Source organism: Dyadobacter sediminis (assembly GCF_005860765.1).
Taxonomy (GTDB): Bacteria; Bacteroidota; Bacteroidia; order Cytophagales; family Spirosomataceae; genus Dyadobacter; species Dyadobacter sediminis.
The window spans coordinates 1095691-1121531 of the sequence record NZ_VCEI01000021.1 but is presented as its reverse complement, the minus strand read 5'-3'; the positions used below and the strand labels follow the sequence as shown (position 1 = coordinate 1121531).

Below are 25841 nucleotides of genomic sequence, written 5' to 3'. Positions count from 1 at the left end.
ATAATGGAAACATCAAGCAGAAAACGCTCTATAACAGTTGGTCTTTTTGTCATCATCGGCATTTTGATTTTTGTAGTAGGTATACTTACGATCGGGAGCATGAAAAAAGCATTTTCTACAACCATTACGGTCAAAACCATTTTTGATGACGTAAACGGTCTTCAGAAAGGAAACAACATCTGGTATTCGGGTGTAAAAATCGGAACGGTGAAATCCATCCGGTTTCTTCAGAATTCCAAAGTGGAAGTGATCATGAACATCGAGGAAAAATCGCAGGAATTCATCCGTAAAAATGCCAAGGCCAAAATCAGTACGGATGGTCTGATCGGGAATAAAATTGTGGTGCTGTATGGCGGAACGCAGAAAGTGCCTTCCATTGAAGACGGCGATGTACTGGCTGTTGAAAAAATTGAAAGTACCGAAGAAATGCTGGCTGTACTCTCCGAAAACAATAAAAATCTGCTCGGGATTACAAGTGCATTCAAAACGATCAGCAAGAATATCCTGGAAGGAAAAGGAACAGTCGGGATGCTTCTGAACGACGAAAGTCTTTATAAAGACGTAGACCAGACTTTAACCCTGTTGAAAAAGGCATCGCAAAATGCTTCGACCATGACGGCATCGCTTTCGGGGTTTACTGACAAACTGAACCAGAAAGGCGGATTGGCCAACGACTTCGCAACGGATACGGTCATCATGCGCGATCTGAGAATGACGGTCGGCAGACTGAACGAAACAGTTTCTTCGGCGAATGAAATGGTTACTAACCTGAAAACGGCCAGCGCAGATATCAACTCGAATACAACGAGCCCGATTGGTGTGCTGCTGCACGATGAAGCAACAGCATCCAACCTGAAAGGCACATTGCAAAATCTGGAAAGCAGTACGGAAAAGCTGGATGAAAATATGCAGGCATTAAGATCCAACTTTCTTTTCAGACGTTATTTCAAGAAAAAAGACAAAGAACAGGCCAAACAGCAGGAAACGGCACCAACCGAAGAAAAAGCGCAGAATGTCCAGTAATTTGATATCTTTGTAAAAATAGTTGTGTATTTTACATGATAAGTCAAATAATTTCATAAGCTTTAACAAACCATAATTTGTAACTTGTTAAACATCTGAAACACCTATAACTGGAAGATATGGCACTGCAACTTAATCCTGCTCTGGACTTGAACTACATTGATAAAGCGTATGGAGAAGATCCTGTTATTCTGCATATGATTTTTGATGCTTTTCTCAGTGATTCTGTCCCGCGCTGGAATGCATTGCACGAAGCGCTGGACAAGGAAGACTGGAAGGAATCGGCGAGTATCGTTCACGGTCTGAAGCCGTCTTTTACCATGGCCGGTCTTACCTGGATCCGTCCGAAAGTGGAAGTGCTTGAAAAGGCAATCAAGGATAACGAAGAGCCGGAAAATCTGATGAATATGTACCTGACAATTTCCGATGAACTGAATCAGCTGATTCCGATTCTGGAAGAAGAATCCGAAAGGCTGAAAAACTATTAATTGGCTATTGGCTGTTAGCTGTTAGCAACTGGCTTTTAGGAAAGAGATAAATGTTACAAAGAAGTAAAATTTAAAGAATAATGTTTTTTGCTGAATTCTGGTGATTGCCGTTATTTTTGTAATTGCAATTTTTATAAAATATTGTTTGAAGCGCCGTTATTAAACGGCGCTTTTTCTTTTTGCCTTGTCCCATACGGCACTCTGGCTTCCGGCAAGGTATCTTTTGATTCCGGCCAGCACGGCATAATTCATCACGCAGAAGTAATAGGGCACAAATAATGCCTTGATCTTGATTCTTCGTTTTTCAAGAACCCATCCGGCAAAGGAAAGCGTATAAAAAAGCAGCTGCGCGGTCAGAATAGCCGTATAAAGCCATTCACCCGTTCTGATGACAATAACAATATTCAAAATCAGCGCAAGCAGCATCAGAAAAGGAGTTACGGTCCAGCGAAGCACGCGGTGACTGATGTACTGAAAAGTAAGGACGGGATAATGAAACGGGTTAAAGAGCTTTTCGAGGCGCAGAATGGACTGTATGCCCCCGGCCGCAATTCTGATTTTTCTTTTCAGCTCTTCCTTGATGTTGTCCGAAGAAAGTTCCGACGCATATGCCTCGGGTTCGTAAATAATGCGGTAACCTTGCTGCGCAATCAGCATGGAAATCATGAAATCATCGAGAATAGTATCGGGCTGGACTTCCTTGTACAGCGAACGCCTTACGCTGAACAGTTCGCCCGCCGCGCCTACAACCGAATACAGCTCGGAATCCCATTTTTTCAGCGTTGATTCGTATTTCCAGTAAAAGCCCTCTCCTGCCGTAGCATCGGCCATGGCATCCTGCATAACCCTTTTTTCACCCGAAACGGCACCCACTTCCGGATCGGCATAATGCCTTGCAATGAGCAGCAGCGCATCCTGGTTTAAAAACGTATTGGCATCGGTAAAAACAACCACTTCACTGTCCACTTCATGCATGGCTCTGTGAATCGCCTGAATTTTCCCGCTTCTGACCGGCGTATGCATGAGTTTGATTTGTCCGTAACGTGCAATAAGATCAGGCGTACGGTCCGAGGAACCATCTGTAATGAACAGCAGCTTCAGCTTTCCCTGCGGATAGGACAGTTCAAGCGTATTCCGGATTTTTTCCTCGATAATGCTTTCCTCGTTATAAGCTGCAATCACCAGCGTCAGCGTCGGAAAATCCTGATCTAAACCCGGAACCGGCCTTTTTCCTTTAAAAATCCTGCGAATTCGTACCAGAACATAAAGGACAATACCGTAACCTAGAAAAGTATAAAAAACAATGAACAGGCTGAACCAGAAAGAAAATTTCATATTTTATCTCGTAAGTGGGAATCCAAGATTATTGCTATCCGCTTTGTTTGTAAAATGCCATGTAATGGCCTTCAGAAAGACCGGAATAAAGTCGTACTCCTTGTTTTTGACGTACTGGAAAAGGTTACGCGGAATCACTGCAGCCAGAAAATAACAGCAGAACACAAGAAAAGTGAAGGTATCTGCATTTTTACGGATAAAAAGGATGCGGTTCCGGTTCATAAAAAATTCCTTCAGAGCCGTCCGCTTTCCTACTGAAACCGATTCCTTATGGTAAATAAGTGCCGATAAGTCAACGTGAATTTCATAACCGGCTTTCCGGATGCGTTCGCACCAGTCCAGTTCTTCGTAATACAGAAAGTAGTTTTCCGCCATCACGCCTGCTTTCTGCAAAGCTTCTCTTCGGATCATCATGGCGGCGCCATGCGCATAGCCCGTTATTCCGGTCAGTGAATCGTACTGGCCGCGATCTTCTTCAAACTGCCCGATGCATGCATTTCTGGCTGTGAAGTAATTCATCGGCGTATAACCTGTGTATTGCAGCATGCCCGGCTGGTCAAAGTAATGGATCTTGGGTGATATCATTCCGATTTTTGGATCGGACTCCATCTTCGCCACCAGCTTTCCGATCAGGTCCGCTGTAACTTCCGTGTCATTGTTGATCAGAAAAAGATAATCGCCGGTCGCATGCTGAATGCCGATGTTGTTCCCTCCGGCAAATCCGGTGTTGATTTCGGAACGGATGAATCGAATGTCTTTGTACCGCAACTGCCATTCCGGCACCACATTGACCTTGCTCCCATTGTCAACAACGATTATTTCCAGATCGGGATAGGCATTTACTTCCGCAAGTGATCTCAGCAAATCTTCCGTAACCAACGGCTGGTTAAAATTTACCGTAACAATGGAAACCCTTTTCATGATCATGTGATTTCTGAAATTGTTCTGAAATAACAAATATATTTTGTTGATTTGTAGAATTATTTCAAAATTAGTAATAAAATTATAGCTTCAAATAGTTGCTGGGTTTTAAGAAAATATTTTATTGGAATTGTAAATCACATGTCCGTTAAAGCAGTTTAAATCTTATAAAATATTTAAATAGTGAAAATTAATCGCTTGCTTAATATCCGGAAAGATTCTGAAGTACAAAGTGCCCGTTTGCCGCAGTCGGAAACCGGTAATACTTTGCTTGAACAGAAATTAAGCGAGCTGATCGAAATTATCGAGCGCTCCGTGATAGACAGTGAAAGTGCGAGACTTTATCAGCAGCAGATCGCAGAAGCTTTCGCAAAATCGGGAACAGCAGAAGCTCAGATCGCATCGTTTGAGCAGCTGGATCAGGACAACAACCTTTCGAGGGAAGAATTGCTGGAAGGTCTGGAAAAACTGCTTTCCGAAACCAAAATTGACAGCAAGATCAGTAGCAATTATCTTAAAAAAAATGCATTTCAAAAAGGCATTATGTTTATTCTGGCCATATTGCTGATCGTATTCGGATTTGCCATGATCATCATGCCTGCACCGCCCAGTTTTGAAATATTTACTGTTTTTTACTTTACTCCGAATGACGGCGTTACGATCATGGACTTGGTTTCGTTGCTCATCATATTTGGCGGCGTCCTATTGTTTGTTTTAAACTTCAACAAAAAATGATCAGTTTCCCGGATCCTCCTGCGGCCGTAAAAAAGATCCTGCTGGTAGAAGACAATCTGCTGTTCCGTAAGGTTATAGAAGCATCCTTGCTGAAAGCAGGCTACAACTGCGTGCTCTGCGAGTCTGCAACGGAAGCGCTGGAATTGCTTGCGGATGAAATGCCGGATCTGATTCTTTCCGATTATGACATGCCTGAAATGAACGGATTTGATTTCCGGCAGGCCGTTCTGCACAATCCGAACCTGAAAGATATCCCGTTTGTATTCCTGACTTCCATTACCGACGATTCGCTGATGCTGGAAGGGCTGAACATGTATGCGCTGGATTTTATCAACAAGGAAACGCCGATGGCGGTTATTATTTCTAAGCTCAACAACATCATTACATCGCTTCAGAACGAACACGTAAGATCTGTACACGAACTTAAAATTGCCGCTGAAACGCTGAATGTCAAATCCATGCCGGTACAGGACCCCAAAGTTGCAGGTTTCCGTGTCCATTTCTGGCACAAAGGGTTTCGGGGATATCCGGGCGGCGATTTCATTGATTTCGTGCAGGTCGATGAACGTTTCTGCTTTGCTTTTCTGGGCGATATCATGGGAAAAAAATGGAAAGCATGGTTTTTTACATTCGGGTTTTTAAGCTACATCCGGGCAGCTATCCGCTTCTGCGTGCTGGATAACGATTATGCCATTGATACCATCATGCAGAAGATCAATAAGCTGATTTATCTGGATGACAGCCTGGAAAGTATCCTATCCAGCCTGTCGCTGCTTCTGCTCGACAGCCATACCGGAGAGGTGCATTACTCCGGAGCAGGTGACCTTCCGCTCGTAAATTTTGAACCTTCGCTCGACAGAACTTCAACCATTATGTCTTCCGGCCTGCTGCTCGGACTGATGGAAGAAGGCATGTACGACAAACAGGTCATAAAAATGAAATCCGGAGACCAGATTGTGCTTTTTACAGACGGCATGATCGATATCCCTTCGGATGGTTCCAAAAAAAGCGATTATCCTTTTTTTGTAGACAAGATCAGCCCTTATCTCGGCAGGACTGACAGTTTTGAACTGATTAAAAAAGAGGTTCTGGGGACGATCAACGACGGTAACCAGATGGACGACGCAAGCATTATTTTTATCGAAAAACAATAATATACCCTATGGTACTTCAAGTTAATGACCTTTCAGATGTAGTACAGGCAACGATTTTGCCGGAAGAAGCCAGTTTGTCAAATGCAGACATGTTCAAAGAAGAAATGATCACACTCATAGCCGGAGGAACGAAGCTGATCATCCTGAGTTTCGAGAATGTGAATTATATCGACAGTTCCTTTCTGGGAAGCCTCGTTGTGGCTCTGAAATATGCCATGCCGCGGAAAGTGGATATCTACCTTGTTGCCCTGAAACCGGATGTCAAAAATCTGCTGACCCTGATCAGAATGGATAAAGTCTTCAAGATTTTCAAAGACTACAAGCAGGCTATGGAAACAATAAACTAGATTATGAAAGAGGAATCAGGTAAGATTAATATTGCTTTTAAATGTGACCGGGAAGAAATTCCCGGAATTGTAAACCTGTGCCTTGATCATATCAGGAAAGAAACACACGTCAAGCCTGTAGGTATGTTAACCCTTGCAAAGCTGAAATGGATTATAACCGAACTACTCACCAACGCAGTAAAGCATTCGGGCATGAACGAATGCATGCTGACTTTCGAGCATGATACCGAACAGCTTGTCCTGGAAAAGGAAGATACGGGAAAACCGCTGATGCTGTTTGAAAACAACAGCGGCCAAGTTATAACCTGGCCGCTGCCTCCCTTGGCCGAACCCCTCGAATTCCAGATTTACCACAACGGAACGGATTCACTCCGGGTACGGAGCACAGAACCTGACTGCGCAGCTTTTTTTGTTGAACAGCTGGATGACGTGGAAATGCCCGGACTGCTTATTGATACAAGCGAGCACTTCGGGCTGCTCATTATGACCAAAGCATCTGATGAATTTACCTATACATACGATCCCATACTAAAAATCAACCGGTTCAGAAGCACCATTTATCTGAATAGCAACGAACATGAAGCATAGGTTTGAAGTACTTGATATTTTTCGCGGCCTGTTTGCAACGCTGGTTTTTATGTTTCACCTCGGCCCGTTTGCAGAAACTCCCGTGCTGAACAACAGCTTTGTGGAAAATTCCGACATGTTTGTCGATTTCTTCTTTGTGCTGAGCGGATTTGTGATTGCTTACAGCTACCAATCCCTTTCCGACTGGCAGCAGTTCAGGCTTTTTATCACCAAACGCATTTACAGGATTTACCCGCTGCATTTGTTCATGCTTCTGGCGTTTGTAGGAATGGAAGTAGCCAAAAATCTGCTGAACCCTTATGTCAAGGTTAACAACCTTGTTAACCCGGCCAATAATATCACGACCTTTTTTACTTCCTTTTTTCTCGTTAACTCCACTCCGGTTCCGGGTGTACACGACGTGAGCTGGAATATTCCGAGCTGGTCGATTAGTGCAGAAATGATGGCTTATCTTGTTTTCGGAAGTCTGCTGGTTTTCATTCATGGCACGCGCCAGTTCAGCCACAGGAATTTCTATTATGCATTGATTATTCTCGTTTGTCTGGCAGGATTGTCTGCAGTTTCAGGAAGTTTACAGATCAATTACAGTTTTGATTACGGTTTTCTGCGCGGCATACTCGGCTTTTTTACCGGCGCAATCTGTTTCAACCTGTTCAGTGCTACGCATCATCATGTACGTACCTGGCCTTCGTTCTTGTTTTCTGCTGCGGAACTGACCACGCTTGTGCTGATTACGGTTTGTATCTGTTACGGAGAAATTATGAAGCCGCTCGGCGCTGTTTTTGAAGTGTTGTTCTTTGTCTGCATTTACACTTTTTCATTTGAAAAAGGCTTTATTTCCGCCATGCTGAAAAGAGCCGGCTTACTGCATAACCTTGGAAAGTACTCCTACTCTATTTACATGACGCATGCCTTGATGATCAGCCTTTTCAATGTGTTTTTCATCCGCATTCTCAAATTTCCACCCACTGCGTATTCTTATCTTTTCATCCTGAATTTTGCGCTGATTTATCTGGTTTCTTCCTGGACTTACAAGAATATTGAAATGCGTTTTCAATACAAGAAGACCAAAGTTCCTGCAAAGCAAACGGATGCAGCATAACGCCTGCAATCAGTTTTTCGCAAGTTTCAGCCAGTAAGTTTTAACGAGGTTTACCGCTTCCGAATAGCCCGTTGTGAATACGCTCATGATGCTGAAAGGCTCAAACCGGTTCAATCCCCAGTATCCGATTCCCACGCCGATCAGCGTCGGCACAATTCCTGCAATGGCCACGCCGTATACATTTCCTGTCAGGTAAATTCCGGCAAAGGAGGCCGAGACGCTTCCCGCGAGCATTAACAGTACTTTTACAAAATTGATCTTGGGCTGATGGATGACATCCAGCGTAAGGGCAAAAAACCGGTCGAGCGGATAAAGCAGTGCAAAGGTCATAAACAACCGCATGATGTTAGCGGCTTCACTGTGCACATACTTGCTTCCGCCGATGATGCTGATGGCAACGTCGGCAAGCGCCACAGCACCCAGGCAAGCCGGAAGCAGAGCCACCGTAATCAGGCCCGTATATCTTTTCATGGTTTCAATCACCTTTGCCTTGTTGCCTTCATTGTAGGCTGCGGATAACTCGGGCATTCCCGTGGCGGCAAAACTTCTGAGCGGAATTTCAATGATTTCCATGAGCCGTTGGCCGAGATTAAAAACAGCCAGCGCGGCAGGCCCGAGCATGAAGTTGATGATCATGGTGTTGGAAGTTCCGAAGAGGTTGGAGCTGAGCGTGGTCCCGACACTGTATTTGCCAAAATGAAAAATCTCACGGATCGTTGTCCACGTCCGGTCTTTGAACATGGCAATCCGCGACCAGCCCATGAGTATGGTAAAAAGGCTCGTCATGGCCGCACCGCCCAGATAAGCATAAATGATATTCTGCAGATTGGCCGTTTTGGTCAATGCCATGATAATCACAAACAGTATGAACACGCCCTGGCTCAGAAAACGGATGCAGAGCAAATGATCGAAACGCTGCTCGGCCTGTACGACGCAGGAAGCAATGAATGAAGGAAGCGACGCTACATAAATAATCCCGAACCATTCTACAAACAAAACCAGCGACGGATTTTTGAAATAGGAAGAAAACAGATAGGCAGGAACATTCAGGATCACCAGCACCAGCGTGATGGAACCGCCTATAAACCATGCCGAACCAACCACTTCCGCTTTTCTGGACGTAGCGGCACCTGCATAAAACTTGATAAAGGCTGTCGTAAGAAAGCCCGAGCGAAAGGTATCCACGAGCAGCAGAATAGACAGGAAAAACACCCACATTCCGATACTGGCAACCGGAAGCGCACGGTACAGGATAATCATGTTAAGCATTCCCAGTACCGACATGATGCCGTTTCCGGCCAGCGAAAGAAAATGTTTGTTCCTGAACTTCTGTAAAAGTTGCATTGCCATGTAACGCTGAATGTGACAGTTAGTATTTCATTTGACGGGGCAGCACAAATATGTAATTTTTTTTAATGAGATATTATTGACGCTGCGAATTATTTCCACAAATAATTTAATTAATTTGCCTAACGAATAGATTCCTAGCTACGTTCCAAAATAATACATTGGCGCTCTATGATGACCAAAACTTTTACACCGGTTAAAAATTCCCAAAAGAGTCATACGATATTGCTGTCTGCTATCCTGCTTTCAGGAATTTTCCTGCGTGTGTTCCATTATTTTGATAACCGTTCCTTATGGGAAGATGAAGTTTTCCTGGCTTCCAGTCTTATTCATATGGATTTTTTGCAGCTTGCAACCCTGCCGCTGGAATATCAGCAAAGGGCGCCGGTCGGCTTTCTCTGGCTTTCGCGCCTGGGTGTGGTGCTCTTTGGAAAGAAGGAACTGGCGTTACGGCTTTTTCCGTTTTTATGCGGCATTGCATCTTTACTTCTTTTTGTTCCGGTTGCCAGGCATTTCTTGCGTTCGGGCCGCAGCATCGTGGCAGCAGTGTTCATTGCAGCATTCGCGCCACCGCTGGTTTATCATGCCGTGGAAGTAAAACAGTATGGAACGGAGTTTCTGGCAACGGTGCTCTGCCTGCTCCTGTACATCAATCACATCGGAAAAACCGATGTAAAAAATCTGGTACTTTGGGGATTGGGCGGAGCTGCCATACTCTGGTTTTCGTTTTCGTCCCTGTTCGTTCTGGCAGGGATAGGCGGGGCCGTTGCACTCACCTGTATAATCCGGAAAGACTGGCGAATGTTCTTTTTATACCTCGTTCCGTTTTCACTGTGGCTCTTCAGCTTTGTCATTCAGTATGTATTTTTTATCAGCCGGTTTCCGGAAGAAGAATGGCTTGTGCAGTTCTGGCGCAACAGGGAAGCTTTTATGCCGTTCCCGCCGCGCTCGCTGCACGATGTGCTCTGGCATTTCAACCAGATTTATTCTCTCGTCCGGTATCCGATCGGTCTTTCATGGTTTGACCTTGATTACGAGCATGATTACAGCCAGGTGACCCGGATTCTGGCAAGGATTCCGTTCCTTCCGATTGTCGTCGGCACTGTCGGGCTGGCTACCTTGTATTTTCGTCAGAAGCGGCACCTGCTTCTGTTTTCATTGCCGGTTATACTTGCGCTGGCAGCCTCTTCGCTGGAATTTTACCCTTTAAGGGAAAGACTAACCCTGTTCCTTGCGCCGATCTTTATTCTGGTCATGGCAAAAGGCGTGGAAAGGATTGATGCTTTAAAGATTTCCTCCAATGCAAAAACGTGGATCGTCGCCATTCTGCTGGCGGCCCCGCTTATGAATTCCGTATTGCAGATCTGGAACACAAGCCTGTTTGGCAGTTACAAAAAATCCATGCAGCGCGAAGTCATGCAGAACATCCAAAGCCAGTACCGCGAAAACGATATCGTGTATGTATACTGGAACGACCTGCCATCGTACCGTTATTACGAGGAAGCCTACAATTTCAGGTTCAACACCATTTACGGCAGCGACGAGCGGAAAACTTCCAGCAATTTCAACAGCTATTTAAAAAACATGTCGGGCGATTTTCAAAAATTCCAGGGTCATGAAAGGCTTTGGTACATATACAAGCCCTATAACGGACTGAAACTTGGCGATATTGAAAACGAGCCGCAATGGTACTACCGCAATGTTGACGCCGTCGGAAAAGTACTGGGACATATTTCCAAAATGGGCACTTTACAGGAAGTATTCCCGTCCGGAAAAACGACCGACGATGTCAAAGTCTGTCTGTTCGAACTTTCTGTGCAGTGAGCCGGAAGTTGCCCTGAAATTATCGTTAAAACCTTTTAATGTTGAAACATGAGTTTATTTGGTTTACCAAAATGGATCCAGCCGCACCTGTTCAAGAACAAGAAATTCAAAGACCTTACGGGTTCCGAAATTGAAAATCTTAGAAGGACAATCAGCCGCTTCAGGGCTGAAAAACCGGATGTTTCGGTCGTTATCCCTGCATGGAACGAAGAAAACAACATTTACAGGACACTTTCTTCGCTTTCCAACAGCCGTACCAAATACATGGTGGAAATTGTCGTGATCAACAATAATTCCACTGACGGAACACAAAATGTGCTTGATACGCTGGGCGTTCGCAATTACATGCAGCCTGTTCAGGGAACGCCTTTTGCCCGGCAAATGGGTCTTGAACTGGCGCGCGGCAAATACCATTTATGTGCAGACTCGGACACTTTTTATCCGCCCGACTGGATTGACCAGATGGTGGCGCCCATGGTAAAGGATTCCAACATTACAGGTGTTTACGGGAATTACTCCTTTATACCGCCCGAAAACCAGGGAAGGTTCGGGTTATGGCTGTACGAGCTTTTTGCCGGCATGATGATCCGGATCCGCAAAAGAAACCGTGAATACCTGAACGTTTACGGGTTCAATATGGGATTTGTAACGCAGATCGGACGCGATACCGGCGGTTTCAAGGTCAGCGGTTCCAGAATTTATGCCAACATTGTCGGAAGCGATTACGAGAATGAAGCCGAAGACGGACGCATGGCGCTGAACCTCAAAAAAGCAGGAAAACTGAAAATGGTGACTTCTTCCAGTGCAACCGTTTACACGTCTCCGCGCCGGCTGCTGGATGACGGGAGCATTGCCCATGCTTTTTTCAACCGGGCCGGAAGACAGCTGAAAGGCATGCGCGATTATCTCTCTCTTTCCAATTAAGTTATGGATTATCATTTCCCTGATACTACTTTACTCATTACGCATTACAACCGGAGCGGTTCGCTGGAACGGCTGCTGGCTACTTTTGAAAGTCTCGGATGCCGGTTCGGCGACATTGTCGTTTCTGACGACGGAAGCAGGCCGGAGCATCTCGACAAATTAAAAGCCATGGAAAACCGGTACGCGTTCCGGCTGATTACCACGCCTGTCAACAAAGGCCTCGGCAATAACATCAACAAAGGCCAGGATGCGGTAAAAACGCCTTATACCCTGTACGTACAGGAAGATTTTCAACCATCCGATATTTTTCCGGGCCATTTTCAGGATGCGCTTGGCTTCATGCGGGAAGATCCGGCCTGGGATATTGTCCGGTTTTATGCTTACTTCTCCTATCCTACACTGAGGCCGTTCAAAAAAGGTTTTTCAGAAATGGTTTATACTTTCTGGGATATGAATCATTTGAAATTTTATTATTACAGCGATCATCCGCATTTGCGGCGCAGTCATTTTCTGGAAAAATTCGGAAGGTACCCGGAAGGAATCAAAGGCGACCTGACGGAATACAAAATGGCCGTCAGCTTTCTTCAGAAAAAAGGCAAAGGACTGTTCTTTAATGATTTTACCAAACTGTTTTACCAGAAGAATTCCTCCGACGAACCAAGTACCATGGAAAGGCCGAACTGGAGACTGAGCAGCAATCCGCTCATCAAATTATCACGCCTGCTGTATCTGCGTTACCGCTGGCTGAAAAATTCCCTTGATCTGGTATTTATGAAGTGAACAGCGCCGACTGACTATTATGAAAAAAGACTATTTTTTTAAGGATGTGACGCTTCTGATCACACATTACAACCGAAGCCAGTCACTGGAACAGCTTCTGAAATCCTTTGTACAGCTTGGCTGCCGGTTTGAAGACATTGTGGTTTCGGATGACGGCAGCAAGCCGGAACACCAGGAATACCTCCGGACATTACAGCCGCAATACGGGTTCAGGCTGATTACCACGCCGGTAAACAGAGGGCTTGGCAACAACATCAACAAAGGACAGGATGCCGTAAAAACGCCGCTTACATTGTATGTGCAGGAAGATTTTACGCCTGCCGCCATTTTTCCGGAAAGTTTCACACATGCATTGAACATCATCAACGGCAGGCCGGAAATTGATATGGTGCGGTTTTATGCGTATTTTCTTTATCCTTATCTGAAAAATCCGGAGAACAACTATTACGAAATGGCCTTTCATGTGCTGAAACCGGGTTATAAAAAGTTTTACGTTTACAGCGATCATCCGCATCTGCGCCGCAGCAGCTTTTTCAACAAATTCGGAAGGTATATGGAAGGTCAGAAGGGTGATGTTACGGAATACGGCATGATGATGTCGTTTCTGAAAAATAACGGGAAAGCCGTGTTTTACAAAGACTTTAAAGACCTGTTTCTGCAGAAGAACTCCGAAGCCGAACCCAGCACGATGAAGCGGAATGTATGGCGGGAAAGTGATAATTTTTTCCTGACGCAGGCAAGGCATCTTTACAGGCACTTGAAATTCAACTTTGATTATTTGGTCTGATTCCGCAGCATCCATGCAAATCCAGTCAGGTCTACAGTTACAGCTCAATCATTTACAGGTTTATGCCCGGTACTACAAGAAACAATTCATTCAAATGGTATTATGCCAGCATTTACCTCGGGCTTGTCCTGATTTTCGGATCGCAGTATTTTACCTATAAAAACGTAAGGGATCTTTCGCTGAACAACACAAGGCTGAACGTGACCGTAGGCGTACTGAACCAGATTGCCAATTTCGGGCTGGTTACCAAAGATTTCCAGTCCAACATGCGCGGTTACCTTATAACCAAAAACAGTGAACTTCTTTCGGACAATTACAATAAAAAAATCCAGCTGGTCGGTATTACGGACACGCTTTTCAACCTTGTCAGATCGGATGCAGCGCAGACGCGGCGTGTTCAGGAACTGTTAAAAATTTCGGGCAAAATCGTTTTCTACACGCAGAATGTCATTACCGTGTACCGTACACAGGGCGAAGAAGCTGCTTTTCATCTGCTGCAGGAAGGTGAAGGAATCCGTCTGAACAATTTACTGACGGACAAAATCAATGAAATCAACAGTGAAGCAAACAGCAATCTGAACGAACGGAGAAGGCTTGTGGCCAGTACGCAAAAAAACTCGGTGCTCTTTATCTTCGTCACCGGGGCGGCCGGATTTCTGCTTTCTCTTCTTTCAATCGTACTCCTGAACCGCGACAAGCGAAAGCTCAGACGTATGCAAAAGGAAATAAATGAAAAAGAAAGAGTTGTAAACCAGTATCTGGAAGCCATTCCGGACGGTGTACTGGTGATCAACAAGGAAAATGAAATTGTGCTGCTGAACCAGTCAGGCCGTGAAATCCTGGGTGTCCGGTCCACCAACCTGGAAGCGCTTAATGAAGAACTGAATACGGTGAAACTGCTTGATCCGACACGTTATCACATTGCTTTTACCCGTGAAACACTGCCGGTATCACGCGCTTTGCGCGGTGAAAAACTCATCGGCAATAAAATTGACCTTGTTAAGGAAAACCGTTTGTATCATCTCGAAACCAATGTACAGCCCGTAATCGGACTGGAAGGTGAAATTACAAGCGCCATTACGGTTTTCCGCGACATTACCGAAAGAGCCAATTACGAAGCTACGCTGGAAAAAGCCCGGACGCTGGCCGAAAAATCGGTGAGGGTAAAAGACATATTCCTGTCCAATGTAAGCCATGAAATCCGTACGCCGCTGAATGCCATTATCGGTTTCACAAACCTGCTTATCGGAGAAGTAAAGGACAGGAAAAGCATCGAGTACGTGGGATACATTCAGTATGCCAGTAAAAACCTGCTCGAACTGATCAACGATATTCTGGACTTTTCGAAAATAGAAGCCGGACAGGTGCATCTTGAAAAAATGGCGGTTTCCATTACCGAGCTTGTCAACTCCGTTTCAGTGATTATTAACCAGCGGGCCGCTGAAAAAGGCATTGTTTACCAATCCGTTTTATCCGCCGGACTGCCGGAAATCATCGAAATCGACAAACTGCGCCTCACACAGATATTGCTGAATGTCTGCGGAAATGCCGTAAAGTTCACCGAAAAAGGCAGTGTAAAATTGCTGGTAGAACCCATCGGCGAGCCGGTCAGCGGCGTTCAGAACATCCGCTTTGAAGTGCGCGACACCGGAATCGGAATTGCTCAGGACAAAATTGACGAAGTATTCAACCGTTTTGTGCAGGCCACGGAAAGCACAACGCGGGTTTTTGGCGGAACAGGGCTCGGACTGAGTATTGTAAAGTCGCTGGTACAACTCTTTAACGGAACACTGAACCTGAAAAGCGAAGTCGGCAAAGGCAGTGCTTTCACGATAGATATTCCGGTCAGGATCATGACGGACGCTGTTTTACAGGAAGATCTGGAAAGAACAATTGACTTCAATGGCTCCATCACGTCGTTAAAAATACTTGCTGCTGAGGACAATACGCTTAACCAGAAACTTCTTAAAGCCATTTTTGAAAGATTGGACATACCTTTGACAATAGTAAACAACGGCCAGGAAGCCATCGAGAAACTTCAGGCCGAATCGTTTGATATTGTACTGATGGATATTCAGATGCCGGTGATGGATGGCTATACCGCTATCCGGAAAATAAGAAGTTCGATTTCAAAAACCATCCCGATTATCACCATGACCGCGCATGCCATGATCGGAGAAAAAGAAGAATGCCTGAGCATAGGTGCCAACAGTTATATATCCAAGCCGTTCAAAGAGAGTGAACTGCTGTATACCATTGCACATCTGGGAAACAAAGAGAATATAGTAACGCCTCATAACCAATCCACTAATCAAAATCAAAATACCATGACTGACTCCATTATCAATCTTGAATATCTGAATGAAATTACAGGAGGCGATGAAGAGTTGCGGGAAGAACTTATTGCACTTTATGAAAAAGACAGTAAAACGCAGCTGAGTGCCATAGAAGAAGCATCGCACACCATGAATCAGGAACAGATGCGGCAGGCTGTTCACAAATTCCGCTCCTCGCTGTTTTCGGTCGGAATGCTTTCCACAGCCAATCAGTATAAAGAACTGGAAGCCATCCTGAAACAGGGAAAATGGGAATCTTCCCTGAACCAGAAACTGGAAGAACTGAAGGCAGAGTCGGAACTGGGCCTTCAGCAGCTAAAAATGCTGAGTTAAATTCAGAGTGGTATTTGCAGGCAGTTCATTGATTGCCTTGTAAATATCACCTACACTGTTTTCCCAGGTATGCGAAGCGGCAAAAGCACGGCGTGCTTCCATCCTGGAATCCGAGTTTTCATCCAGTGCCTTTTCGATCAGTGAAACGTAATCTTCTTTGGTTTTACCGAGATAAACGTACTCTGCAAAAACGCTCATGGCATCTGTTCTGGTCGCTACGGTCGGTTTTCCCATGGCCAGATATTCGTCAATTTTTCTGGGATAATTCCCGATGGTAACTTCGTTCAGCAATTGCGGATTGATGCATACGTCAAACGAATTGATGTAGGCCGGCAGCTGATCTATGTTTCTGGAACCGGTAAACGTCACGTTCGGCAGCTGATGCAGACTGCTCTGAAGGAACTCGTTATCCTCGGGCCCCACCAGCACAAGGTTCCAGTCCGGACGTGTTACTGCTATGTAATGAAGCAGTTCCATGTCCAGCCGGATGCTCTGCAGCGCGCCTACATAGCCGATTCTTGGCCTGGCGATGCGGCTGATATCAGCGGGTTCATCGCTGCCAACTCCTTCCATGAACAACTGCAGGTCGCAGCCCTGGCCCACGTAATACGAATGCCGGTTATACTTTCTGCAGTAATCGGCCAGGTAAGTGGAATTGGCAACGCAAAGGTCACTTTTTGCAATAAGCTGCGGTTCCAGTGAAGTACCGTGTTTTTTCCAGTAATCCACTGCCAGCATGAAATCGCGGGAATAATAAATGGACAGTTTCGGCTGCAGGAAATCCTTAAGGTAAAAGCTCCGGAACATGTCATTGTCATTGAAATGAATGAAATCGCTGAACCCGAGACTTTTTACGGCACGTTCAATAGACGAGGCAAAAATCCGGTTATTCCTTTTATTGAGCCGGTTAAAAATAAATTGCGAAGGTATCCAGTTAATGGATTCGATCATCCGGTCGGGATACAGTACCCATAGGTTCCTGTTGATCTTTTCTATGCTGTTCAGTTTCCTGTCGATGACTTCGCGGCGCCTGATGATTTTGGGATCGGCACTTTTTTTCAGCAGACTGATCCGGTCCAACGGTGAATTGACGTACAGCACTCTGTGCTGCCTGCTGAATTCAAGAGCAATATTCTTGCAGTTGCTGCCGATTTCCACGTCCCATGCCTGCTGCCCGGTGATGACAATATCCATTTTCAATCTGCTTACAGGTAAAAAAATTCAGTTTCTGTTTAAAAATGCTTGTGCAAAAAAGTCATAAATGGCTGTGAATCCGTTTATCCAGCATATCCAGTATTTCCGGATATTTAACCAGATCAAATTTTCTGGCAAAAAGCGCAGGAGATGCCAGCAGCTTGCCCACATCTTCGTAATCCAGTGTTTTGGGACTTGCGTTTCCAGCCGACCAGTCAATGTATCTCAGATTGTTATTGATCAGTTTACTCCGGAAAGTGGAATTGTATAATATGGTCTGAAAAATCATTTCATCCGGTGCCCAGGTCAGTTTGAAGAAACGTACAACTTCGGGATGCTCGTCCAGATAGGTGATGATGAACTGAACTGCTTCCATGGTAATGCTGAGCCATTGCGACTTGCCGACAGGTACCAGCAGATCAGGCATTTTTCGGACCGGCAAAAACTTGTTCATCCATCTCTGAAGCATGGTTTTTCCACGAAACCGGTAGTTTGTAAGATGGTACTCGGTAAAGCGGGTTTCGGCTTCTCTCCATTCTTCCGGGATAAACTTGTACTCCATAAAATTCTTGTCCGGGTTCTTTTCAAAAAAATCATGGATTTCCTCAGCACTTTTTAACGGGTAATCCGATCCGCTGAGCAGATTAACAAGGTCAATCTGAAGACCGGATCTGGCAATGGCCAGAAAGCCGTTCAGCGTTGCCTGCACCATGCTGTAAGCGCCCCAGAACACTTTTTCACGGTTACTGATCAGGAAAACACGATCCCTGGCTGCCAGAAAGTCGAAATTACTTTCCGTTGCTTTTTGATCAATATGTATGAAAAAATAGGCATTTTCGTGCTGAAGGCTGTCAATAAGCCTTTCCAGCTGCGCGGGTTGCGAATGGGCCAGTATGAGATGTGCTATTTTCATAAGGTGATTTTCTCTTTTAAAGCCACTTCCCGGTCATTGATCCGTTTGGTTATATTGATAAGGGCAACAGCAACATAGAAATAAATGTTGGATGGAAACTGCACCAGGGCTTCCTGCGGATAATTGCCGATGTTATACGCAAAAACGATCAGCAGCATGGCCATGCAGTATGTTTTCAGCTCTTTGTTTTCGATCAGATAATAGTTGTTGACGCCTTCGCGCAGGATAAAGTACATCAGGATACAAAACAGCAGCAGCCCGATCCAGCCCAGTTCCACTGCAATACGGACATATCCGCTGTCGGGAGGAAAATTGGCCAGAAAGGAATTCGGTGCAAACCTTTGCCCCCATGCACCTGTAGCACCCAGTCCGCCGCCCATCGGGTGCGTCCATATGTATGGCTGGATCCTTTTCTGATTGGCAGTACGCAGCTTGAAAGACTCGTCATCCGATGGCTTGAAAGCCGTCTGGAAACGTACTATGTTAGGATCGGCCGTTGGCACAAAAATCAGGAACAGGATGAATACACCGGCAATGGCCGTTCCCACCAGCACCTGGCGGCTGAACCTCAGGATCATAAAGAGTACCATGGCTGCCGGCAGAAGCACATAGGCACCGCGCGTTCCTGAAAAAAGCATGGCAGAAAAGAACAGCGCGATCAGAATGGCCAGCACTACTTTCTTCCAGAATTTCTTCACAATTGTCAGCAGCGCAATGCAGAGAATGCTGCTTACAACCATGTTATAGGAAAAGGCAACCGGATCGGAAAAAATGGAGAACTTGCGCCAGCGTCCGGCAATAAACAGCAGGTTGGCAATGTTCGGATCGGAATGCAGCCATTCGTCTTCGGCTGTTGAAAAACCGATGTATTCCTGCTTGTAAGCATACAATGCCGCAAATATGGACAGGATGAGCCACATGTAAAGCAGGTTCCGGATGGCACTCACCGTCCTGATCTGGAACATAAAGACAAAGTACATCAGCATGACAATGGCTACCGAACGGATCGTGTAAACCCACGCCAGCCTTGATTCCGCCACCGGATTGGCAACTTCAATGATGTTGTAAGCGATCCAGACCAGGATCATGAAACTGATCGGGCCGCGAAAAACGGTCCAGTCGGGATATTTTTTCTGGTAAATAAAAAAGCCGAGAATCAGCAGCACCTGAATGCCGTCCATAACGGTCCCAAGCGGAAAATTGATTCCCAGCCGCATAATGAAAAACAGCAGATATGCCATGATCAGCAGAACTGAAATGCCGAACAGTGGAAATACGACAATTCCGTAAATCATGAGCGGCCCGATTATCAGTCCCATGATGGCTGCAAAGGCAAAAATCCCGTGATAGGCAACGAGTGTTCCCAAAACAAGGGAAACAGCGAGCAATATAAAAAGTCCGGTTGTATTGCTCAGTTTCTGAACCCAGAACAAATGTTTCAGCCTGCTTCTGCGGCTTGTACCGGAAGCATTGTTCTGCATCAATAGCTGAATATCGTCTGTCACTAGAAAAACAGGATTTTAAAGAAAAAAATAAATACACTGACCAGAACCAGCAGCAAAGCAACCTGACGGGTTTTCTTCTGAAGCGGCGTCAGATGTTCAAAACTCTCCTTTCTCTTTTTTTCGGTTTTCTCCGGATATATTTTCATAGGATGGAAAGCTGTTACTGTTTCTGGTCCGAATGTCCGTGCCGCGTTGCCACCGAAATCTGATTGGCTTTCCGTGCGTTGAAAAGCGCCAGAAGCTGAAAGGATATGAACTTTGGAATACTTACAAGCGACTGGTAAATGCGCGGGTCGGTTTTTGATTTTTTCAGAGCCAGGTAAAATCCTGCGACAAAGGTGCACAGCCCGGCAAACCATGCAAGCGCCACGAAAGGAGCTATAAACAGGTTTACAAGCAAAAACAGGACCGAAAGAATCAGGAAAATAAACAGCGGCGGCCGCAGCAGGACCAAGCCGAAAATAAGCTGGTTCCAGTTGAAACCGGCAATTCCCTTAAAGAAGATCCTGAAACCCAGCGTGAAGTACTTGAACCAGGTATTAATCCAGCGTGCTCGCTGTTTCACCAGCTGATCGGTGCCGCTGGTTTTTTCATCGTACACAATGGCGTTTTCTGCAAAAGCGATCCGGTACTTGCGGCTGACGATCCCTTCCTGAAGAACTTTGTCAAACCCGGCACCGGTTACATCCAGATGTTCCAGACATTCTTTATACAACGCCGTCGTAAATGCCATTCCCGAACCCGCCAGCGTAGCCGAAGTTCCTGCGCCGAAAAGAATTTTCCCGTCATAAAAATGATAGTAGATATCCCGTGCCGCGTCCAGACAGGCATAGGTAGTGTCCAGGTTTTTAGCATCTCTTACGCCTTGTACCGCCTGAAATCCCTGATTGAAATAAACATTCAGTTCATTCAGGTATTGCGGGTGCGTGAGGTTGTCACTGTCGATGATGGTCAGATGGGAATGCGGGCGGATGAAATTCCGTATGGCGTAAAAATGGGAACGTGTGTTACTGGCAAGCACTTGCTCCGGCCGCAGCACAAGCACGCGGTCCGCCGGAAAACGCAGATTGCTGATGTCGCATTTATCAGCCACGACATATATATGATAATGAACATAATTCAGATTCAGCAATGAATTGACAACCGCCGGCAATTGCTGCGTCTGTTCATAGGCCGTAACAATAATCCCGTAATCCGGAACCCGCACTCCTGCCGGATTCTGTACACGGCTGTGCGATTGTTTTCTCAGGTTATAAATCAGCAGAAGCATGACCGGAAAAATCAGGTTATATCCGATCAGCAGCTGCAGCAACAGCCATAACAGTTCTATTATTTTCATACTTCAACCAGTTTTCCGATTTTTCCTGCCTGTTCCGGAATGTCCTCAGTATTGGTCAGCACCCAGCCGGCAAACTTGTTTTCCAGGTTGTTCAGATACTGAATCTTGGATTGATCTTCATCTGAAATCGTGTTTCCTGCGGCAAATACGGCCACAACAAGGTCGGTGAACGAGATCCATTCCTTGGCTTTGTTCATGGCTGTAAGCGGGTCTGTTTCCACCAGAATAATGTCAAACTGCGTTTTCAGTACCGAAAGCCGCTGACGGATTACCCGGTCATCGGCCAGTTCTTTCAGGGAAATATCGCCGCCTTTGTTGCTCAATACGCTGATCTGGCCCGGAACGGCTTCTTTCATCGTATCCTTTTTTACAAAACTTTCGAACAGCTCCGAATCCGGGTTCAGCTTGGAAATATCCGACTGCCCGAAATTACCGTCGATGATCAGAACCGTTTTGTTGATCTTGGAAAAAGCCCACGCAAGTGCCAGTACAAACGACGTTTTCCCGACGTCGTGCGAAAGACTGGTTACGGCAATGATCTTGGGATCATCCATTTCATTATCCAGTTCATAGCGTATCGACCGGACCAGATTCTTGTACATCCGCAAAGGTTTTTCATCCGACGAACCCGTTCCGGCAAGGTTGACATTCGAATCCGAACCCAAGGCATTGAGGTAACCAAGCACCGGGCGTTCCGTGGCATTGGCAAGCTGAAGCGGGTAGCGAATGGACTTGTCGAGGTAAAACAGAATAAAGAATACAAATACGCAGAAAGTAAGGCTGATGACGCCGGAAAGAATCACCAGAACCATTTTTTTGGAAGCCTGAACCTGCCCCGGCATCGCCCTTTCGATCAGTCGGAGATAGATCGGGAAACTGAATTCCAGACTGGCTTCATTGTAGCGCTGCAGTGCTTCGATATATTCCTTGCTTGCAATGTCGATCCCCGTTTCGTACTCCTGGATTTTGGCTTCGTTGGGCACCAGACCGTCAAACTTGCGGTTTAGCCTGTTCAGCTCGCCCTGAATCGAAGCAACGCTGTTCCGGGCCAGTTCAAGCGAAATTTCCATCGTCAGTTTCTGAGTCACCAGATCCTGCTTCAGGGCCATGGGATTGTATACATACCGGTCCGATGCATCGTCTATTTCGTTTGAAAGCTGGGTTTTCAGAGAATCCAGACTGACTTTTACCTTGGCGTCGAAATTGCTCAGGATGTATTTTTCGTTCAGCTCCTTGAGATTTCGTTTGGTCGTAATGATTTTCTGGTTGATACCCGTCAGCGCGCTTTCAAAGTATTTCCTGTCCGCCGGATCAAATTTCTTGTCAATGTTTTTGATCGCAGCACTGTAAGCAATGATATCTTTCTGCGCAATTTCCCTTTTGGTTTCGTAATCGGCCATCTGGCCGTAAATGCTTTTAGCCTGCTCGTTCAGGTTCAGTACGCGGTTCTTGATCTTGTAATCTTTCAGCGTGTTCATCCTTTCATTAAGCGCAGTCAGTTTCTGAAGCATAAAGCGCTGGAGAAAATCAATGGTCTTTTTATTGTTCCCGACCACACGCGAAGAATTGTCTGAAATAAATTCCTGGCAAAGGCTGTTGACCACATAAGCCGCAAGCTCGGGATCATCCGCTTCATATTCAATATCAATGTAATCGCTGCCGCCGGTGCGGTATATAATGAGTTTGTCCCTCAGCGCATTGGCATCATAACCCATATCGACCATGATTTTATTCAGGCTGTTTTCATAAGGTTTCCACAAAAAAAGCTCTTCTCTGGCCTTGTATTTTTTGGTAAGGAGCGCAATGGCCTTGCTTTTGTCGGCCTTGCTCATGTTTTCAATTTCCTTCACAGGTTCCCGCCAGGTCGAATCCTCGTAACCTTTCAGCTGATTCAGCAGCAGGCGGTAGGAAACCTGATCAAGCGTTCTTTTAAGCCTCATTACCTGAATCAGGCTTTCGAATTTTCGGGCAATCTGCGTATCCTGCTCGTCTTTGGCCTTCGTAACCACCTGATCGGTTTTGTCCACCAGCCCCGTTGCAATCCGCGCGCGGGTATCGTAAGTATCCGGGAGTCTTCTGACGAGGAAAAAGCAAAGTATAACAGTGATCAGCGGGACAAGGATCAGTGTTATCTTGTTCCGCTGCAGTAATCTCAGAAATTGTAAGAATTCGGTCATTTTATGTCTTCCAGTTTTTGTCCCAACAGTTCTTCCAGATTGCTTTTGGCCACCAGCACATCGCTTTCTGCATTGAGTATGTTCTGTGCATGATCGGCAATCATGATCAGCACTTTATTGTAATTTTCAAGCGATTCTTCTCCTCTCTCAAACCGGTGCCTGATCGTGGAGGCCATACTTTCCACATCCAGCATGGCTCCTGACCTTACGCGCATCACGGCAATTTTCTGGACATAGGTGAAATACCGCTTTTTGACCTCGGCTTCCATGTTCAGGTCAAAACTTTCCTTGTCATATTGCGCGGCTGCCAGTTCGCCTTTGGCCTGTTTGATCAGGCTGGGCTTTTGCAGGATGGAACCGATGTTGGCAAAAAAACCAAACTGGTACCCGCCCAGAAAATTGGGCGATATGGTGGCGGTGTTGTTGTTCGGGCTGTACAGATAGGAAAATGAAAATATGTCGAAGTAGGAAAGTTTGGCTCTTTTGATCCCGTTTTCAGCAGTACTTACCCTGGCTTCGTACATTTTGATCTTCGGGTAATTAGCCTTGCATACTGCGATCAGCTTTTCAAGATACGCGTAAGAGACATCTTTGCTTAAAGATTCCTGCGCCTTGCCCGTATGCATTGTGAGAATTAAAAAAGCCGAAAACACTGCGTGTTTCATTTGCATTAATTTAGAAAAAATTAAACTATTGAAAATTACTTTTAATATAATTGTAAATAAAAGAAATCTTGATGTAATATTAAATATATTATTACAACTAACTAAATCTACACAAATGTCAGTATCTGACCAAATCAAAAATAATCCCCGTTTAAAGAAATTTTTCCATTGGCTCCTGATTCCCACGAATCAGGCACGTCCCAGATTATGGGTAAGGCTTATCCTGAACCGGTTTTATCATCAGCGGGGAAAAGGCGTCATTATTCGGAGCCGGGTCAGAATGGACGTTGTGCCGTTCAATCATTTCTCAATCGGAAACCATTCCATGATTGAAGATTTTTCTACGGTAAACAATGGCGTCGGAGATGTGATAATCGGAGAAAACTCGCTTGTGGGACTTGGAAACGTGATTATTGGTCCGGTAAAAATCGGAAATAATGTCATTCTTGCCCAGAACATTGTCGCCAGCGGACTGAATCATAACTACAATGATGTGATGCAGCCTATTCAAAAGCAAGGCGTAAGCATGGCGCCTATTGTCATTGAAGATGATTGCTGGATAGGCTCCAATGCTGTGATAACGGCCGGCGTCACCATTGGAAAACATGCGGTTGTTGCTGCCGGCACGGTGGTCACCAAGAACGTACCTCCGTATTCGGTTGCAGTTGGGAATCCCTCGCGAATTATTAAAAAATATGATGACACCCGCAAGGAATGGGTTAAAACATACTAGCATAAGAAGTAGAATATATTCAAATAATTCGCTCCGCGCTTCGTGCCCAAGTATCTTTATTATAACCCGGAATCAGACGTTTTCGGATTGCAGCAGGGCCGGGAACGTTTTGAGAATAATTCTGAGGTCCATCATAAAGGAGAACTCTTTGGCGTAGGTAATGTCCAGCTGTGTTCTTTCTTCTTCCGACATATCTGCTTTTCCTTTTCCCCGCTTGGTCACCTGCCATAAACCGGTCAGTCCGGCCGGGCCAGCAAAACGGAGAATTTTATCGTCCGTTGTCATTTTTTCCGCTTCATACAATGGAAGCGGACGGTTTCCTACCAGTGACATATCGCCTTTCAGAATGTTTAAAAGCTGCGGAAGTTCGTCCAGACTGCTGTTCCGCAGAAACTGGCCGAGACGCGTAATACGCGGGTCGTTCTGGAATTTCATGAAAGCGGCTTTCTGATCTTTCTGGTATTGGTACAGCTTTTCACATATTTCCTTACCGTCATGGAACAGCAGGCTTTTGCAGTAATTCTGCGCCTTGCACTCGTCACAGAGTCCGTTGCTTTCAATTTGCTGAACCGGCTCGGGACTTTTGTTGTACATGCTCAGCGCAGCCATTTTCCGGATCAGCTGGTCCGCATCGGTCCGCATGGTCCTGAACTTGTACAGGTCAAATATCTTGTACCCGCTCCCTACCCTTTTCGACAGGTAAAAAACAGGACCTTTGGAATCTATTTTAATCAGGATCGCCACAATCAGAAATACAGGCAAAAGCAGGATCAGTGCCGTTCCGGTTGTTGCAACATCAATGGCTCTTTTCCAGAATGGTGTCCGGCTGTTCATTGAACCTATTTTCTGCGATGCTTTGCTGGCAACATACCACTGCCGCTTTTTAAAGTATTTCAGTCTCGTGATCAGATCGCCATTGTCGAACCGCACCGAATAAATATCATCTGCATGTTTCGCTCTTGCCATGTCTATCGCTTCCCGGCTGAGCTTGTTCACCATCAGTACAAACGGAATATTACCGAATCCCGAGTTGCCGCGGATGGTTTCCAAAAGCGCAACGCCGCCGCTGTCAACATGCGCCAGAATGACGTCAGCAGGATAATTTTCGTATAAGGCCTGCAGAACACCTTCCTGCGAATCAAAATATTCTACCTGCAGCGTTTCTTCAAACTGCTCTGAAAACCGGATATACTGATCCCAGTCCGAATTCAGGTAAATGACCCTGAACGAAGATGCATAGGATCTTTGCTCAGCAACCATTCCTTCGGACGTGCTTGTTAATTCCATGACT

Annotated in this window: 24 protein-coding genes; 13 read left to right on the top strand and 11 right to left on the bottom strand. The window is 45.6% G+C overall.

What is annotated here, in order from left to right:
* Window positions 1-3 precede the first annotated feature (3 nt).
* Both FEM55_RS11870 and FEM55_RS11865 read left to right on the top strand, forming a co-directional pair.
* A complete protein-coding gene (locus tag FEM55_RS11870) occupies window positions 4-1023 on the top strand; it encodes an MlaD family protein (RefSeq protein WP_138281529.1) in 1020 nt (339 codons plus the stop codon).
* A gap of 119 nt (window positions 1024-1142) precedes the next feature.
* Window positions 1143-1511, top strand: a complete 369-nt coding sequence (locus FEM55_RS11865) for an Hpt domain-containing protein (protein WP_138281528.1) — start codon at window positions 1143-1145, stop codon at window positions 1509-1511.
* A 159-nt stretch (window positions 1512-1670) separates the two neighbouring features.
* Here the strand turns inward: FEM55_RS11865 and FEM55_RS11860 are convergent, their stop codons facing one another.
* Both FEM55_RS11860 and FEM55_RS11855 read right to left on the bottom strand, forming a co-directional pair.
* Window positions 1671-2846 carry a glycosyltransferase family 2 protein gene (locus FEM55_RS11860; protein WP_138281527.1) on the bottom strand — a complete coding sequence of 392 codons (1176 nt, stop codon included), beginning with the start codon at window positions 2844-2846 and terminating at the stop codon, window positions 1671-1673.
* A gap of 3 nt (window positions 2847-2849) precedes the next feature.
* Window positions 2850-3767 carry a glycosyltransferase family 2 protein gene (locus tag FEM55_RS11855; protein ID WP_138281526.1) on the bottom strand — a complete coding sequence of 306 codons (918 nt, stop codon included), beginning with the start codon at window positions 3765-3767 and terminating at the stop codon, window positions 2850-2852.
* 183 nt (window positions 3768-3950) lie between these two features.
* Here FEM55_RS11855 and FEM55_RS11850 point away from each other — a divergent pair, with 183 nt between their 5' ends.
* Genes FEM55_RS11850 through FEM55_RS11830 form a run of 5 tightly spaced genes read left to right on the top strand, consistent with a single transcriptional unit; the run spans window position 3951 to window position 7693 of the window.
* On the top strand, window positions 3951-4502 hold the full coding sequence (locus FEM55_RS11850) for a hypothetical protein (RefSeq protein WP_138281525.1): 552 nt from the start codon (window positions 3951-3953) through the stop codon (window positions 4500-4502).
* Window positions 4499-5656, top strand: coding sequence for a response regulator (locus tag FEM55_RS11845; RefSeq protein ID WP_138281524.1), 1158 nt, complete (start codon window positions 4499-4501; stop codon window positions 5654-5656). Before FEM55_RS11850 ends, FEM55_RS11845 begins: the two co-directional genes overlap by 4 nt.
* An 8-nt stretch (window positions 5657-5664) precedes the next feature.
* Complete coding sequence (locus FEM55_RS11840) at window positions 5665-6003, top strand: STAS domain-containing protein (protein ID WP_138281523.1); 339 nt, start codon at window positions 5665-5667, stop codon at window positions 6001-6003.
* A 3-nt stretch (window positions 6004-6006) separates the two neighbouring features.
* Complete coding sequence (locus FEM55_RS11835; protein ID WP_138281522.1) at window positions 6007-6591, top strand: anti-sigma regulatory factor; 585 nt, start codon at window positions 6007-6009, stop codon at window positions 6589-6591.
* Window positions 6581-7693 (top strand): acyltransferase family protein, encoded by a 1113-nt coding sequence (locus FEM55_RS11830; protein ID WP_138281521.1) that lies wholly within the window; start codon window positions 6581-6583, stop codon window positions 7691-7693. Before FEM55_RS11835 ends, FEM55_RS11830 begins: the two co-directional genes overlap by 11 nt.
* Before the next feature lie 9 nt (window positions 7694-7702).
* Here FEM55_RS11830 and FEM55_RS11825 read toward each other — a convergent pair whose 3' ends face one another.
* Entirely contained in the window at window positions 7703-9043 is a 1341-nt protein-coding gene (locus FEM55_RS11825) for a lipopolysaccharide biosynthesis protein (protein ID WP_138281520.1), read from the bottom strand.
* A 168-nt stretch (window positions 9044-9211) separates the two neighbouring features.
* On the opposite strand from FEM55_RS11825, the gene FEM55_RS11820 reads away from it, so the two are divergent.
* The 5 genes from FEM55_RS11820 (at window position 9212) to FEM55_RS11800 (ending at window position 16024) form a co-directional block, all read left to right on the top strand.
* Window positions 9212-10864: a glycosyltransferase family protein gene (locus FEM55_RS11820; protein ID WP_138281519.1), complete on the top strand. Its 1653-nt coding sequence runs from the start codon at window positions 9212-9214 to the stop codon at window positions 10862-10864.
* A 48-nt stretch (window positions 10865-10912) separates the two neighbouring features.
* The gene (locus FEM55_RS11815) at window positions 10913-11788 is read left to right on the top strand and encodes a glycosyltransferase family 2 protein (protein ID WP_138281518.1); all 876 of its coding nucleotides are present in this window, start codon (window positions 10913-10915) and stop codon (window positions 11786-11788) included.
* A gap of 3 nt (window positions 11789-11791) precedes the next feature.
* Entirely contained in the window at window positions 11792-12568 is a 777-nt protein-coding gene (locus FEM55_RS11810) for a glycosyltransferase family 2 protein (protein WP_138281517.1), read from the top strand.
* A 19-nt stretch (window positions 12569-12587) separates the two neighbouring features.
* On the top strand, window positions 12588-13355 hold the full coding sequence (locus tag FEM55_RS11805) for a glycosyltransferase (protein WP_138281516.1): 768 nt from the start codon (window positions 12588-12590) through the stop codon (window positions 13353-13355).
* Window positions 13356-13417: 62 nt separating this feature from the next.
* Window positions 13418-16024: a response regulator gene (locus FEM55_RS11800; protein ID WP_138281515.1), complete on the top strand. Its 2607-nt coding sequence runs from the start codon at window positions 13418-13420 to the stop codon at window positions 16022-16024.
* Here FEM55_RS11800 and FEM55_RS11795 read toward each other — a convergent pair.
* The 7 genes from FEM55_RS11795 to FEM55_RS11770 all read right to left on the bottom strand — a co-directional run bounded on the left by FEM55_RS11795 (window position 16007) and on the right by FEM55_RS11770 (window position 23817).
* Window positions 16007-17218 carry a glycosyltransferase gene (locus FEM55_RS11795; protein WP_138281514.1) on the bottom strand — a complete coding sequence of 404 codons (1212 nt, stop codon included), beginning with the start codon at window positions 17216-17218 and terminating at the stop codon, window positions 16007-16009. The two genes, FEM55_RS11800 and FEM55_RS11795, sit on opposite strands and share 18 nt — an antisense overlap.
* Before the next feature lie 61 nt (window positions 17219-17279).
* Window positions 17280-18131, bottom strand: a complete 852-nt coding sequence (locus FEM55_RS11790) for a beta-1,6-N-acetylglucosaminyltransferase (RefSeq protein WP_138281513.1) — start codon at window positions 18129-18131, stop codon at window positions 17280-17282.
* A complete protein-coding gene (locus tag FEM55_RS11785) occupies window positions 18128-19636 on the bottom strand; it encodes an O-antigen ligase family protein (RefSeq protein WP_229209211.1) in 1509 nt (502 codons plus the stop codon). The genes FEM55_RS11790 and FEM55_RS11785 overlap by 4 nt, the downstream gene beginning before the upstream one ends.
* Window positions 19636-19782, bottom strand: a complete 147-nt coding sequence (locus FEM55_RS24950) for a hypothetical protein (protein ID WP_171036536.1) — start codon at window positions 19780-19782, stop codon at window positions 19636-19638. The genes FEM55_RS11785 and FEM55_RS24950 overlap by 1 nt, the downstream gene beginning before the upstream one ends.
* Before the next feature lie 14 nt (window positions 19783-19796).
* On the bottom strand, window positions 19797-20975 hold the full coding sequence (locus FEM55_RS11780; protein ID WP_138281512.1) for a glycosyltransferase: 1179 nt from the start codon (window positions 20973-20975) through the stop codon (window positions 19797-19799).
* Window positions 20972-23152, bottom strand: a complete 2181-nt coding sequence (locus FEM55_RS11775; protein WP_138281511.1) for an exopolysaccharide transport family protein — start codon at window positions 23150-23152, stop codon at window positions 20972-20974. Before FEM55_RS11775 ends, FEM55_RS11780 begins: the two co-directional genes overlap by 4 nt.
* Window positions 23149-23817, bottom strand: a complete 669-nt coding sequence (locus FEM55_RS11770; RefSeq protein WP_229209210.1) for a TolC family protein — start codon at window positions 23815-23817, stop codon at window positions 23149-23151. The genes FEM55_RS11775 and FEM55_RS11770 overlap by 4 nt, the downstream gene beginning before the upstream one ends.
* A gap of 115 nt (window positions 23818-23932) precedes the next feature.
* On the opposite strand from FEM55_RS11770, the gene FEM55_RS11765 reads away from it, so the two are divergent.
* Window positions 23933-24550: an acyltransferase gene (locus tag FEM55_RS11765; RefSeq protein WP_138281509.1), complete on the top strand. Its 618-nt coding sequence runs from the start codon at window positions 23933-23935 to the stop codon at window positions 24548-24550.
* A gap of 72 nt (window positions 24551-24622) precedes the next feature.
* Here the strand turns inward: FEM55_RS11765 and FEM55_RS11760 are convergent, their stop codons facing one another.
* On the bottom strand, window positions 24623-25837 hold the full coding sequence (locus FEM55_RS11760) for a sugar transferase (RefSeq protein ID WP_138281508.1): 1215 nt from the start codon (window positions 25835-25837) through the stop codon (window positions 24623-24625).
* Window positions 25838-25841 lie beyond the last annotated feature (4 nt).